The sequence below is a fragment of the Vibrio sp. 2304 genome, assembly GCF_033339475.1.
GTDB lineage: Bacteria > Pseudomonadota > Gammaproteobacteria > Enterobacterales > Vibrionaceae > Vibrio > Vibrio alginolyticus.
The window spans coordinates 288,905-302,098 of sequence record NZ_JAWOUQ010000003.1; the positions used below are offsets into that span (position 1 = coordinate 288,905).

14 protein-coding genes and 1 riboswitch are annotated in these 13,194 nt (G+C 42.3%); of the genes, 7 read left to right on the forward strand and 7 right to left on the reverse strand.

The window, feature by feature from the left end:
- Positions 1-206 precede the first annotated feature (206 nt).
- Positions 207-1,055, forward strand: coding sequence for a patatin family protein (locus tag R7P64_RS08480; protein ID WP_206957468.1), 849 nt, complete (start codon positions 207-209; stop codon positions 1,053-1,055).
- A gap of 142 nt (positions 1,056-1,197) precedes the next feature.
- On the opposite strand, the gene R7P64_RS08485 is transcribed toward R7P64_RS08480, so the two are convergent.
- Complete coding sequence (locus R7P64_RS08485) at positions 1,198-2,046, reverse strand: pirin family protein (RefSeq protein ID WP_213972664.1); 849 nt, start codon at positions 2,044-2,046, stop codon at positions 1,198-1,200.
- A gap of 401 nt (positions 2,047-2,447) precedes the next feature.
- On the opposite strand from R7P64_RS08485, the gene R7P64_RS08490 reads away from it, so the two are divergent.
- The 5 genes from R7P64_RS08490 (at position 2,448) to R7P64_RS08510 (ending at position 5,341) form a co-directional block, all read left to right on the forward strand.
- Positions 2,448-2,657, forward strand: coding sequence for a cold-shock protein (locus R7P64_RS08490; RefSeq protein WP_005373691.1), 210 nt, complete (start codon positions 2,448-2,450; stop codon positions 2,655-2,657).
- Between the two features lie 240 nt (positions 2,658-2,897).
- The gene (locus R7P64_RS08495) at positions 2,898-3,107 is read left to right on the forward strand and encodes a hypothetical protein (protein ID WP_005373692.1); all 210 of its coding nucleotides are present in this window, start codon (positions 2,898-2,900) and stop codon (positions 3,105-3,107) included.
- 50 nt (positions 3,108-3,157) lie between these two features.
- A complete protein-coding gene (locus R7P64_RS08500; RefSeq protein WP_017633782.1) occupies positions 3,158-3,298 on the forward strand; it encodes a PA3496 family putative envelope integrity protein in 141 nt (46 codons plus the stop codon).
- A gap of 237 nt (positions 3,299-3,535) precedes the next feature.
- Positions 3,536-3,635: riboswitch (purine riboswitch) on the forward strand.
- Between the two features lie 89 nt (positions 3,636-3,724).
- On the forward strand, positions 3,725-4,741 hold the full coding sequence (locus R7P64_RS08505; protein ID WP_213970327.1) for an adenosine deaminase: 1,017 nt from the start codon (positions 3,725-3,727) through the stop codon (positions 4,739-4,741).
- A 126-nt stretch (positions 4,742-4,867) separates the two neighbouring features.
- On the forward strand, positions 4,868-5,341 hold the full coding sequence (locus R7P64_RS08510; RefSeq protein WP_005373699.1) for a peroxiredoxin: 474 nt from the start codon (positions 4,868-4,870) through the stop codon (positions 5,339-5,341).
- 50 nt (positions 5,342-5,391) lie between these two features.
- On the opposite strand, the gene R7P64_RS08515 is transcribed toward R7P64_RS08510, so the two are convergent.
- The 4 genes from R7P64_RS08515 to R7P64_RS08530 form a co-directional block, all read right to left on the reverse strand.
- Positions 5,392-5,799: an SPOR domain-containing protein gene (locus R7P64_RS08515; RefSeq protein ID WP_005373701.1), complete on the reverse strand. Its 408-nt coding sequence runs from the start codon at positions 5,797-5,799 to the stop codon at positions 5,392-5,394.
- Between the two features lie 211 nt (positions 5,800-6,010).
- Complete coding sequence (locus R7P64_RS08520; protein ID WP_017819852.1) at positions 6,011-7,180, reverse strand: D-alanyl-D-alanine carboxypeptidase family protein; 1,170 nt, start codon at positions 7,178-7,180, stop codon at positions 6,011-6,013.
- Positions 7,181-8,363: 1,183 nt separating this feature from the next.
- Positions 8,364-9,221 (reverse strand): glutathione-dependent disulfide-bond oxidoreductase, encoded by an 858-nt coding sequence (gene yghU, locus R7P64_RS08525; RefSeq protein ID WP_005373705.1) that lies wholly within the window; start codon positions 9,219-9,221, stop codon positions 8,364-8,366.
- 216 nt (positions 9,222-9,437) lie between these two features.
- Positions 9,438-10,004, reverse strand: a complete 567-nt coding sequence (locus R7P64_RS08530) for a TetR/AcrR family transcriptional regulator (RefSeq protein WP_213972663.1) — start codon at positions 10,002-10,004, stop codon at positions 9,438-9,440.
- Between the two features lie 99 nt (positions 10,005-10,103).
- Between R7P64_RS08530 and R7P64_RS08535 the strand changes: the two genes are divergently transcribed.
- Positions 10,104-10,646: a dihydrofolate reductase family protein gene (locus R7P64_RS08535; protein ID WP_054576134.1), complete on the forward strand. Its 543-nt coding sequence runs from the start codon at positions 10,104-10,106 to the stop codon at positions 10,644-10,646.
- Positions 10,647-10,710: 64 nt separating this feature from the next.
- Here the strand turns inward: R7P64_RS08535 and R7P64_RS08540 are convergent, their stop codons facing one another.
- Both R7P64_RS08540 and R7P64_RS08545 read right to left on the reverse strand, forming a co-directional pair.
- Positions 10,711-12,165 (reverse strand): sucrose-6-phosphate hydrolase, encoded by a 1,455-nt coding sequence (locus R7P64_RS08540; protein WP_318123379.1) that lies wholly within the window; start codon positions 12,163-12,165, stop codon positions 10,711-10,713.
- Positions 12,166-12,196: 31 nt separating this feature from the next.
- Positions 12,197-13,120 (reverse strand): aminoimidazole riboside kinase, encoded by a 924-nt coding sequence (locus tag R7P64_RS08545; RefSeq protein ID WP_318123381.1) that lies wholly within the window; start codon positions 13,118-13,120, stop codon positions 12,197-12,199.
- Between the last annotated feature and the right edge of the window lie 74 nt (positions 13,121-13,194).

Sequence of the window (13,194 nt, forward strand, 5' to 3'; positions counted from 1 at the left end):
TGTAAGGGGGCTAATTCGCTCGGTCTCCTTCACTAAATTAGCGACTCAATTACCCGCAATTCCATAGGCTAAAAGTGACAAGGGCATCCGTTGATGCCCTTTTTATTCAAAGGAACGCAACCTAGACCTTTGGCCCACTTGGGTATAAAACCATTATGCGTTAAGCTGCACGCTATTATCCGATTGATAAAGAGTGGAGCGAAGTGATGGAAAAAGTAGGCTCTCGAGCATTGATTGTCGAAGGTGGAGCCATGCGAGGCGTATTTTCATGCGGCATACTCGATCATTTTCTTGCTAGCGAGTTCTCTCCATTTGATAGCTTTTGGGGAGTGTCTGCGGGTGCTAGCAACTTGGCTGCCTACTTAGCTAAAATGCCCGGACGTAACTTAAAAATCTACCTCGATTACAGCTTAAGAAAAGAATTTATCTCTCCATCTCAACTTCTACGTGGTGGTGATATGATGAACTTAGACTGGATGTGGAATGTCACCCTCGAAGAACTTGGCATCGATAAATCTGCGCTCAAAGCTGATTCACGACCTTTCTTTTTAGGCGTGACGCGTCAAGACAATGGGCAAGCGGAGTACCACCTTCCTGATGTCGACGACTTGGCAGAAACAATGAAAGCCAGCAGCGCACTGCCTGTACTTTACCGAAATGGCGTATCACTGAACGGAATTAGATACGTTGATGGTGGCGTCTCAGACGCACTTCCTGTTGCAGAAGCAATAAATCGAGGAGCCAAAAAGATTATGGTTTTACGCAGTCAGCCCGCAAGCTATCAAAAGCCAAGAGGAAGATTCAGCGCCCTAACTAGGAGGATGTTGAAAGAAACGCCCGGATTAATTGAACCGATGTTGACACGTGAAGTTCGCTACAATCAGACCTTAGCGCTGATCAACAACCCACCACCTGGTATCGAAATCATTCAAGTGTGTCCTCCTGAAACATTCAAGTTGAAACGGCTGAGTCGATCGCCAGCACCACTGCGTCATGCTTATGAGTTAGGAATTGAAGCAGGAAAGGAAGCCATCATACGCTGGAGTCAGAAGTAGAAAAAAGCCACGTGGATTAAACGTGGCTAACGCAAATTCGATGGCAGTGGATTATCGTATTTGCTTCTGGTCGAGCCCAATATTCAGGCTCAAAACTGTTTTAATTTGCTCGCTAACTGAGAAAGCGAGTAGACTGTCAAAACTAGTAAGTTTCAAACAACCCAGAGTTGTAGTCTTGGATGGCTTGTTCTATCTCTTCCATGCTATTCATGACAAAAGGGCCATAATGCACCACGGGTTCATTAATTGGCTCACCTATAAAGATCAGTGCACCACTCTCTTTTTCGGCCTGCAATTCAACCCATTCACCTTTCGATAAAATGGCCATTTCGCCTTGATTGATCTCACGACCTTTTAATTGAATACGACCTTTATAGACATAGAGCATCATGTTGTTGTCTTGATCCGTGTTCAAATTCAAAGCTTGACCACCCATCGCTCTCCAATCGGCTACCGTGGCAGCAACACCTGTCTCTGTTAGCGGCCCCTGAATTCGTTCGTTGTTTATAGTCATATGACCCGCAATCAAACGTACAACCCCCGTATTCGGAGTATCAAACTCAGTGATCGTTTCAGGTTGAAAGTCATGATATTGAGCTGGCTGCATCTTATTTTTCGCAGGCTGGTTAATCCAAATTTGGAAACCATGCAGTTCGCCTTCCCTCATAATAGGCATTTCGCTATGGATGACGCCTCTTCCTGCTGCCATCCACTGTGCGCCACCGGAACGAAGCTCGCCAACATTATCCATATGATCACGATGCTGGAAATGACCTTTCAACATATAAGTAAGCGTCTCGATACCGCGGTGCGGATGCGGAGGGAAACCGCCGATATAGTCAGCACGGTCTTCTGATTTGAGTTCATCCATCATCAAAAATGGAGAAAAGCTAGCATGATTGAAACCCGCTACTCGGCGAATTTTCACTCCATCACCATCAGCAGTAGGTTGCGCAGGAATAAGCTGACGAATTTCTCTGAATGTACTCATACTAGTTCTCCTAGTTTATCTTTGTGACCGCTTGCAAATCGCATGTTCAATCTATGGCTATCGATAAGGTTCTATTTTAGGTTGATGAGCTAAAATTATGAGCCATACTATTCGTTCTACTTATTCAACTTTTTCGAACAATACAATTTATCGAGTTAATAATGAGCACATTTAATTTATCTAAAATAAATGTAGCTATTTTCTAAACAAGGTGTATAGTGTGCCTTGGCTCTTAGAAGAGAGCTGTTAATGCAACATTTAGTTTAAGTTTCCTCTCAGTAAAATCTTGAATCCCCAATTCAGACACCTGCGTACAACTTCCTCTTGATTGAACATTCAATAGCTTAGAAAAGATCCACAAAACAAATCATAATTTTAATGTTTAATTCAAAGGTATTTTTATGTCTAAAGTAACTGGTTCAGTAAAATGGTTTAACGAAACTAAAGGCTTCGGTTTTCTATCTCAAGACAACGGCGGCCAAGATGTATTCGTACACTTTAACGCTATCGTTTCTGACGGTTTCAAAACACTGACTGAAGGTCAGAAAGTAAGCTTCAATGTAGAGCAAGGTAAAAAAGGTCCTCAAGCGACTGAAGTAACTCCTCTATAAGACTGCTTTTCTTGGTGTAGCATGCCCATGCTGCACCAAACCTCTCTCCTTCAAAAATATTCTTTCATCAATCACTCAGCCTAATTTTAGGCATTGCTTTGTGCTATCTAAAATAAACTGAATAGTACTGCTTAATTTATTATTTATAGGAAAAATCATGTCCTCAAAAAGAACTGGCCGTCAAAGGCATTGGTATCAATTACTTAACAAAGAGAAAATCACTAAAAAACAGGAGAATAAATGTTAGAAATTGAATTTAATTTAGAACAACCTCAAACCTCTTGGAACGCTAAAATACATCAATTAAATGGTGATATTTTACGAAGGCACGTATTACCGAAACTTCTTTCTCATAGCTTCATGATCGATTTTGAATATTGTGAGAAAACGCAATCTGGAACTATTCTCTGTGATTCAGGTTCAAAGTTAGGAAGTTTTACTGTTAACTGATTCAGTTTTCATGCATTAATGGATAATGCAACTAATTTGGAAGGTATCCAATGGCTAGAAAAAGTAAGAAGCAGTCAGAAAAAGACAAAAAAGAGTCTGAACAAAACGCGGCGGCGGTAAAGCAGAAAACTCGACGCCGCATAGAAGACATTATGGAACAAAGAGAATTTGATAAGTTATTCGATCTATAAATGCTCTCTAGTGCTTTCTCTGCCTTTATCGTTGTGCAAGGTACCGCCACCTACCTTTGCTCAAACGAATCTCCACTCTTTTAGACTACTCTTCTAATTACACGTGCCTCTCACACACGCAAAAACAACTGGCTCCTCTATACTCAAGTGACTTGCAAATAGTCGTTTCGCTCACAGGAAACCCCGTGACTAATGACAGTTAGGTTATTTGCGTATAGCCAAAGCGATATTTTTGCGTATAATCCCTCTCGTTTGCTTCGTATAACCCCAATGATATGGTTTGGGGGTCTCTACCAGTTCCCGCAAAGTGCTGATTACGAAGAGTTGAGATCATCGTGGGTCTTACTCTTTGTGATAGCGTTCGATTTATTTCTATCTATACCTATTCTTAGAGTAACTGCATCCACAATACACATAAGGTGGAATATGAACGCATTTATTCAAGGTCTTCCAAAAGTAGAGCTGCACTTACATATCGAAGGTTCACTTGAGCCGGAACTCTTATTCAAATTAGCAAAACGAAACGGCATCGAGATCCCTTACTCTTCTCCGAGTGAACTACGCAGCGCATATCAGTTCACAGACTTACAATCATTTCTCGACCTCTATTACCAAGGAGCGGGAGTTCTGCGTACGGAGCAAGATTTTTACGATCTCACTTGGGAATACTTACTGCACTGTAAAGAAGACAACGTTATTCATACCGAAATCTTTTTTGACCCTCAAACACACACAGAACGCGGCATAGACTTTGACACTGTTATCAATGGAATCGCTCGTGCGCTAAAAGATGGTCACGAAAAACTTGGCATTACTTCGCAAATTATTGCGTGTTTTCTCCGTCACCTTTCAGAAGAGAGCGCCATAGAGACCCTGCAGGCTATTCTGAAACACCGTGATATGATCATTGGTGTTGGGCTAGATTCTTCAGAACAAGGTCATCCGCCAGCTAAATTCAAGCGCGTATTTAAACAAGCAGTAGAAGAAGGCTTACTTACCGTTGCTCACGCAGGTGAAGAAGGCCCCGCACAAAATATTAGCGATGCAATTGAAATGCTTTACGTGAGCCGCGTGGATCACGGTGTTCGCTGTGTTGATGATGAAGCATTAGTTGAATCCTTAATCGAAAGCCAAATGCCACTGACAGTGTGTCCGTTATCGAATCTTAAGCTATGTGTATTCGACGATATGAAAGATCACAATATTGTGGATTTGCTACGAAAAGGTGTCGCCGTAACGATTAACTCAGACGATCCTGTGTACTTTGGTGGCTACATGACGGATAACTTTCTGGCCGTCAACAACGCACATCCAATGAGTAAGAGTGAACTTGCCCAATTTACAATGAACGCGATTGATGCCAGCTTTATCGATAACGAGTTAAAGGCGAAATATCGTCACCTTGTTAGCCAATACGTAAACCAGCACGAAGCGTTGCAATAAAGGCATCAGTACCACGCCTTAGGTCAAACGCGTAGGTATTAAAACCCTACAAAGACTCTGTGGTTAACCGCATTTATAAACGCTAGACTGAGAAAGCTAAACTAGCACACAAAAAGGAATAGAATCATGATTCAACAAGGCCAAGCTCTACCAGTTGCAACTCTAAGTGAGTTGACGGCCGATGGTATGGTTAACCACGACGTTACAGAACTGTTTGCGAACAAGAAAGTCGTACTCTTTGCTGTACCTGGCGCATTCACCCCTACCTGTTCAGAAGCCCATCTACCAGGCTATGTAGTATTAGCTGATGAGCTAAAGGCAAAAGGTGTTGATTTAATTGCGTGCGTTTCTGTAAACGATGCATTTGTGATGCAAGCGTGGGGCGAAGCTCAAAACGCTTCTGAGATTCTGATGTTGGGTGATGGCGACGCTAGCTTTACTAAAGCATTGGGTCTTGAAATGGATACAGGCGGCTTTGGTGGTATTCGCTCACAACGTTACGCAATGATCATTGAAAACGGCACAGTGACTAAGCTAAACGTTGAAGAGCCAAAAGAGTTTGAAGCAAGCAAAGCAGAAACGATTTTAGCGGCGCTTTAAGCTTACTCCTAAATACAAAAACGGAAGCCATCGCTTCCGTTTTTTGTTGGCTAACGCATTCTCACAACACTCGTTTGTTGCTTACGCTGCATTTCCGCAAAAGTCAGCACAAACGGGGATGACTGCTTTACACGGCTTGGTAATGAAGAAAGCGCATTGTAGGCATCCTGTTTCGTTTTAAAATCACCAACAGTTACCGTATACCAACGCGTGCCTCGGCTGTTTTTCCAGTTAACCCAAACCGGATGCTTAGGATCGATATAGCGAATATAATCTTTCACATCTTTTTCTTGCTTTAGCGCGAGTACCTGCATCGTGTAATGGTTTGGGTTTAAATAACCATATGCATCCTGAGAGGTCATGACTCCAACACATTGGCCGCTATCGACCTCCTGCTGGTAAGGCATAGCGCAGCCCATGAGCGATAAAATCAATGTCAAAGATAAAATCTTGTGCACGTGTCACTCCATTCTTGTTCTAGTTTCTTTTCTCTCGCACCCAAAAACACAAAACGCTCTTGGTCAGGTAAAACACACCCTTACAAGAAGGCCTGCGTTTTAACGCAACGAGTATTCCAAAAACGTAAGGCGACCACGTTGGTCGCCTTAGTAAACTGATTTAATAGAAAATTAACAAGATAGAGTGATATAGACAGAAGTTCGCTACTGTTTAGAACCAGCTAGCGACCAATTGCTTAAACCAGTCTAAAATTCGCTTGAATAAACTGCCTTCCTCCACGGACTCCAATGCAACGAGCTCGGCTTCATTTACGACCTTACCGTCGACTTTGTAAAGCACTTTACCAACCACTTGTTGCTCAGAAATTGGCGCAACTAAATCACCGTTGTATTCAACTTCCGCTTGCAGATTTTTTACATCTCCTTTTGGCAAAGTGAGATAAACATCGTTAGCTACGCCGACAGTAAGCTCGTCTTTTTCGCCCATCCAAACTCGAGCTTTCGCAAGTTCCGCACCCGCCTCAGTCGGCATTACCGTATCGTAAAAGCGGAAGCCATAACTCAACAGCTGCTTGCTTTCTGATTCACGAACATTCTCACTCTTCGCTCCCATCACTACGGCAATCAAACGCATATCACCTTGTGTTGCAGAAGTCGCTAGACTATAACCCGCGCCGCTTGTATAACCAGTTTTCATGCCATCGACATTCATACTACGATCACGAAGCAAGCCATTACGGTTGTATTGAGTGATGCCATTGTAAGTAAACGAGGTTTCGCTATACAGCGGATAGATATCAGGTAAGTCACGAATAATCGCTTGGCCCAACTTGGCAATATCATAAGGTGTCGAATATAAACCGTCACTGTCTAGGCCGTGAGGGTTGGTGAATGCCGTGTTAGACAATTCAAGCTTGGCGGCCCAACTATTCATCAAACTCACAAACCCTGATTCACTTCCCGCAACATGCTCAGCAATAGCGACACTGGCATCGTTACCAGATTGAACAATCAGACCACGGTATAAGTCAGACAAAGAAACGGAAGTATTGACTTCAATAAACATTTTTGAAGAATCTGGGAAATTTTTTGCCCAAGCATTTCGGCTGATGACAACCTCATCATTCAACGTAATATTGCCTGTATTAATTTCTTGACCAGCTACATAAGCAGTCATCAACTTCGTTAAACTCGCGGGGTTTAAACGTTTGTGGGCATCACGTTCAACCAGTACTTTCCCCGTATGGAAGTCCATCAAAACATAACCACGAGAACTGAGTTCCGGCGCATTTGGCACAACTGAAGGCGCAGCATAAGCCAACGAGGATACAGCAGCGAACCCTGTAATTAACACTGTGTGTAATATAGTACTTTTTCTCATCATGACATCTTATCTTAATAGCATTTAAGGCTTACAAACGGTACCCGAATGAATTCAAAGCGCGGGATTACCTAGTTAAAAAACGAGTATATTGAAACGGCGCTCAGTTACAGCCACCTTGTTACGATTGGTTACTTTTACTCAATGTTTGTCGAAAATAATGAGAGGTAGGTAGAGGTTTCGTCTTGAAGAATGAAACAGGAGCGAAAATAATTCCGTAACGCTATGTTTTTTGAGAGGAGAGAAAAAGCGCACAAGTCAATTCAGGGAGTAAGTTGGTATAGGAAAAGTAGTTGAGCTTTTATCCATATCTAAATAGGAAACAACAAAAACAACCAACAATAAGTCCAGTTAATTACTTACCAAGAAAACATATTGAAAACGCATCATAAAATCGCAATTAATTATCGATAAATTTAAAAACCTCAGATTATAATTTATGTAAATTTCATTTATTATTAAATCGGAGAAAAATACAGCTTTCCTTTCTTAAAACTAAGAGACGATTTTTTCGATGTTTTTAGGTTTATCTCATCAGAGAACTTGGTATAACAGTGAGGGATAAGGCATCCGGACTTAGCGCGAAAGGATAACCCACTGTTATTTAAGTTCACACGCTGCTTTTTAATTACTAGAGACTTTAAACTGCGGTTACCTTCGGTTTGTGCGGCTATTCTTTGACGTATCCCAACCCAGTACGACTCAAACGACGACATCATACATATCCTCTTTCATGATATAAGCATTAATAATTAAACATCACTAAAAGCTAAGCTTGTCTTAAATAAAAGTACTAGAAATTAATTTTATTTCTTCAAAACAAATCAACCCGCATACTCCACATAAATTTAGTGGTTATGTCAAATATTAATTATCATTAATTTTATTTATAATGGATATAAAATCAGTTTATAATCTTTAAATAATTTAATTATTAGAAAGTAGTATGACCAGTCCATATTTAACATGGAAATATGAGCTTTGTTTTGCATCATAATATATAAATACATTAAAGATTCATCTACGAACTAAATGCTCTTCAAGAGGTGATATAAATTAGCATTTCGAGACTAAATGAGAATAAAAATAGCGCACCGTATATGGTGCGCTATAGATTTGATTAAGGTCACTGTATAAGCATAGATAAAACTAAACTCATTTGACGTAGCTAGGCCAAGATTGCTTATGGTTTAAGTTTCAATACTTTATCAATATCTTCTGCGCTGTGGCGCTCAGGTAACTGCTCCCATTCTTCACCCCATGAACGGTTCACAATTCGACCACGTTTTACCGCTTCACGCTCATCAATTACTTTTGCCCAACGCACAACGTTTTTGTAGCTTTCTACGTCTAAGAATTCAGCCGCATCGTAAGCACGACCCAACACAAGGTTGCCGTACCATGGCCATGTTGCGATATCAGCGATGCTGTACTCATCGCCACCTAGGAATTCATTGTTCGCAAGACGCTTGTCTAATACATCTAACTGACGTTTTGCTTCCATTGTAAAGCGGTTGATTGGGTACTCGAACTTCTCTGGTGCGTACGCGTAGAAGTGACCAAAACCACCGCCTAGATATGGCGCAGAACCTTGCAGCCAGAATAACCAGTTCATTACCTCAGCACGCTTAGCGCCTTCTTTTGGTAAGAAATGATCAAACTTCTCTGCTAGATAAAACAAGATGTTGCCAGATTCAAACACGTTCACTGGCTCAGAACCCGAACGGTCAACCAATGCCGGAATTTTAGAGTTTGGGTTAACAGCCACAAAGCCAGAGCCAAACTGGTCGCCATCGCCAATCTTAATCAGGTATGCATCGTATTCTGCTGCCGTTACGCCAGCCGCCAAAAGCTCTTCAAACATGATCGTCACTTTCTGACCATTTGGGGTACCCATTGAGTAAAGTTGGAATGGGTGCTCACCAACTGGAAGCTCTTGCTCATGACGTGCGCCAGAATCCGGACGGTTGATGCTCGCCCACTGACCGCCGTTTTCATTATCGTTTGTCCAAACTTTTGGTGGAATGTATTCGTTAGCCATTGTTTTCCCTTATTGTGTTTGAATGCATCTTCAAACTGACGGGTCTTACGCGCCAGCAAGCATTATTAACATCACCTCTTCGCCAACTGCGATTAGGCATACTCAAGATATTAGGTCGAATTCGCTAAATAAAAGTCCTGCAATCTCTTTTAGTTAGAACCTTTGGTTATGGGATTTTCTTTCACGCTATAAGTAAAAACGTCACGGTAATGTGAACTAGGTTCGAGATGCCAATAACGAAGAACAGATCAGATTCAACGGCCCATCCATCATCTCCGTCTTAATCAAGCTCGTATCGTGGCAACAACTGATCGAAAGCGCGAACCCGTGTAGGTAATCTGCCAATAGATCCAAACTGTCTCTCTCCACTTGCGGAGACAATGCCAAAGACTGAACAATGATTTGATAGCGCTCGGTAAACACTTGAGCAGGGCCATACGATGTCATGCTCAGCATGGTTTGCAATAACCCGTTGTACTCACGCAGCAGTTCAATGTAGCTAACACACAAATTTTTGAGTTCGCCTTGCCAATCTTCATTCACTTTCGGTTGATAAATTTCCTCCACCAGCGATGTGGTCAACGCTTCAAGCAACGCATTCTTGTTTTTGAAGTAGTAATAGATCGCCATAGGATCCACATTTAATTGCGTCGCTAACGAGCGAATACTTGGTACCTTGCTATCCTTTTTCATCAATGACTTAGCTGTATCTAGGATGCTTTCTGCGCTTAACTGCGACTGCTTAGCGGCTGGTCTCCCGCGTTTCTTTTCGTTGACAGACATTTGATCTTCTCGATAAACTCATACTTATTCTACATTGTAGAGTTAATTTTAAACCATACTTTAGCTTGGCTCAAGCATCACCATTTTGATGAGGTACTCATGGCAAATATCGTATTTATTGCAACCAGTCTGGACGGTTACATCGCAGATAAGCAGGGCAAACTCGACTGGCTACATTCAGTACCAAATCCAGACAACATTGATACTGGTTTCTTCTCACTGATGGAGCGTATTGATGGCTTGGTAATGGGACGCAACACCCTAGATGTCGTACTGAGCTTTGATTGCGATTGGCCATACAGCAAACCTGTGTTTGTACTCAGCAATACCATGACAGAAGTGCCACAAGGCTACGAAGACAAAGTCTTTCTAGTAAAAGGCGAGCAAAAAGATGTGCTTGCGGAGCTAAACGCAAAAGGCTTTAACGATCTTTACATCGACGGCGGAGTGACGATTCAGAACTTCCTGAAAGAAGATCTTATCGATGAAATGGTGATCACGCGCTTCCCTATCCTACTTGGCGGCGGCGCACCTCTATTTGGGGATTTAGAACAACCGCTAAACTTCAAAGTCACCAAGAATGAAGTTGTTCTGGATACCTTAGTTCAAACAACTTACGTGCGTGATAGGCAGTTAAGTTAGATAGTTAGAAAGAAAAACGCCCTTCACTAAATCAATGAAGGGTGTTTTAATGTATTCGAAACCGTTACTTAGCTGATTCAAACAAACCAGTTATACCTTTCAAAGGGAAAAGCCTTGCTTGTTCCAACCCTATCAACGTTACTTTACTAAGATCATCAATAAAGAAACGACTGGTCATCGTGTGTTTGCCACCATTAATGAAAATCTCGATGACAGAATTGTCGATATATATATCAATCGTCTGCTTAGCGTCCAATCTTGGTGCTTTTCGAATGCTACCAAATTCTTCTGCGTACAAATGAGACATGTGACGACGGTCCAGCATAAACTCGTGCTCTGTCGCACTAAAGACGATGTTGTCACCTTTGAGGTTACTCAGCTCAAGTTCAAAGCCATCGCCCTCAAGGTCTAATTGGATCAAACAACTTGTGCTTTCCAGTGTATGGGATTGTGCAAAGACCACCTCTTCTTTTCTTAAATTCTTCAGCTCAGGGAGCGGAGTTTGAACAAGAAAACCATCTTTCAACGTTAGTTCTCTAGGAAGAGACAACATTCCTGCCCACTGGTGTGTGACCGATGGTGTATCGATTTCTGGCAACCCTATCCATGCAATAAGAATGCGACGCCCATTCTCATCTAAATAGGTTTGTGGGGCGTAGAAATCAAACCCATAATCTGGCTGCAAAATATCTTGGTGGTTTTCTAAAGTCATCGACTCTAGGTTCAACTGATCACCCACGATATATGCGACAGAATAGATGTTTTTGAAATCATAAGGATTACTACTGCTCACGCCCTGTGGAGAAAACAGCATCACCGATTGACCATTAATCTCAAAGAAATCAGGACACTCCCACATGTACCCAAGGTCAGAAAACTTGGTCTTAATTGGACCTTTATGCAGCCACGTTTTCAAATCTTTACTTTGATAGAGCGCCATTGAACCATGCTCGGTTTTGGTTTGAGCACCCACCACCATCAAATAGTCGTCGCCTTTCTTCCAAACTTTTGGATCACGAAAGTGCTCCGTGTAATGTTCGTTCTCAATGACCACACCATGCTTTTCAATGTTGCCGTTTGAATCCATGGTGGCAAAACACTGTGTTGGAATTCGATTCCAGTTTTGGTCACGCTTATTACCAGTAAAAAACAGCAAAGCCTTGTTGTTTTCCACCAAAGCACCGCCCGAATAGACACCATGTGAATCGTAGTCTTGGTCGGGATGAAGACCCACACCATGATCAGTAAAATGGATGAAGTCTTTAGTAGAAAGGTGGTACCAATACTTCATTCCATGGACTGGTCCCACAGGCGTCCACTGGTAAAAGATGTGGTGCTCACCATTGAAATAGCACAACCCATTTGGGTCATTTAACAGCCCAAATCTAGGGGCGATATGAAAACTAGGAAAGCCTTTATCTTGCTGACGTGAAAGTGTCATTTCTTCGATATCACACTGAGGGATTTGCTCAAGTCGGCGATATCTTTGCTCTACAGTCCAGCGGTTGTTTAAGCTCATAATTTTTCTCAACTGAAATTGGATCTGAAGATCATTGCCCAATAAATTGCAGCAACTCTGTCTGGGTCGGAAGCGCGGTCATTGCGCCTTTTTGCGTCGTCGCTAATGCACCACAGCCATTTGCCCATTGAATCGCAGAGCTAACAACAGGATGCTTTTTCCAATCGTCATACTGAGACAGGCATGCCAGTAGCCCTCCGACAAAAGCATCACCCGCACCTGTGGTATCAATCGGACTTACGACTTGACCTGTGATCAGTTCACTCTGACTTTCAAAGACGCGCCAAACACCTTTCGCACCTTGTGTCACCAAGACCAAAGCAATATTCAAAGAGGCTATTTGTTGTAAACCTTGCGCCATCGATGTTGAGTCAGTTAAGAACAAAAGCTCTTCTTCAGAGAACTTAACCACATCGGCCATCGCTACAGCCTTCATCACGACAGCTTGGATTTCTGACTGGTCTTGCCACACTTCATCGCGCAAGTTAGGGTCAAAGCTAATGAAACCACCAGCGGCTTTTGCTCTTTTGATCGCGTCAAACGTGCTGCTTCTACTTGGCTCATTTGCCAGTGAAATTGAGCAAACGTGTAGCCAGTCACCTTGCTTAAAGTTAGGGATGTCTTCAACAGACATAAACTGATCAGCGCTCGGTTTTACCATAAATGTAAAGCTGCGTTCCCCTTGATCGTCTAAATCTACCACCACTGTTGATGTTCTTTGCTCAGGGTCTTTAACGAGAAACTCCGTGCTCACGCCCTCTTGATCGAGCGTTGATTGCATGAAGCGACCAAATGGGTCATCACCCACACGTCCAAAAAACGCACTCTTACCAGATAGACGAGCAATTGCTACGGCGACATTCGCTGGTGCACCTCCGGGACATTTGAGTAAAGAAGTCTCAGATTCCGGTATTAGATCGACAACAGCATCACCAGTTACCCACACTTGATTCATCTTGCTTACCTTGAAATTAAAGCCCTGATAGTCCAACGTGTTGAACACTTTCACTACCAAGTAAAAATTGAAAA

Bases quoted from the DNA above. Each gene is read 5' to 3' on its own strand.
- R7P64_RS08480 (WP_206957468.1), top strand. From the start codon at position 207: ATGGAAAAAGTAGGCTCTCGAGCATTGATTGTCGAAGGTGGAGCCATG.
- R7P64_RS08485 (WP_213972664.1), bottom strand. From the start codon at position 2,046: ATGAGTACATTCAGAGAAATTCGTCAGCTTATTCCTGCGCAACCTACT.
- R7P64_RS08490 (WP_005373691.1), top strand. From the start codon at position 2,448: ATGTCTAAAGTAACTGGTTCAGTAAAATGGTTTAACGAAACTAAAGGC.
- R7P64_RS08495 (WP_005373692.1), top strand. From the start codon at position 2,898: ATGTTAGAAATTGAATTTAATTTAGAACAACCTCAAACCTCTTGGAAC.
- R7P64_RS08500 (WP_017633782.1), top strand. From the start codon at position 3,158: ATGGCTAGAAAAAGTAAGAAGCAGTCAGAAAAAGACAAAAAAGAGTCT.
- R7P64_RS08505 (WP_213970327.1), top strand. From the start codon at position 3,725: ATGAACGCATTTATTCAAGGTCTTCCAAAAGTAGAGCTGCACTTACAT.
- R7P64_RS08510 (WP_005373699.1), top strand. From the start codon at position 4,868: ATGATTCAACAAGGCCAAGCTCTACCAGTTGCAACTCTAAGTGAGTTG.
- R7P64_RS08520 (WP_017819852.1), bottom strand. From the start codon at position 7,180: ATGAGAAAAAGTACTATATTACACACAGTGTTAATTACAGGGTTCGCT.
- yghU (WP_005373705.1), bottom strand. From the start codon at position 9,221: ATGGCTAACGAATACATTCCACCAAAAGTTTGGACAAACGATAATGAA.
- R7P64_RS08530 (WP_213972663.1), bottom strand. From the start codon at position 10,004: ATGTCTGTCAACGAAAAGAAACGCGGGAGACCAGCCGCTAAGCAGTCG.
- R7P64_RS08535 (WP_054576134.1), top strand. From the start codon at position 10,104: ATGGCAAATATCGTATTTATTGCAACCAGTCTGGACGGTTACATCGCA.
- R7P64_RS08540 (WP_318123379.1), bottom strand. From the start codon at position 12,165: ATGAGCTTAAACAACCGCTGGACTGTAGAGCAAAGATATCGCCGACTT.
- R7P64_RS08545 (WP_318123381.1), bottom strand. From the start codon at position 13,120: ATGAATCAAGTGTGGGTAACTGGTGATGCTGTTGTCGATCTAATACCG.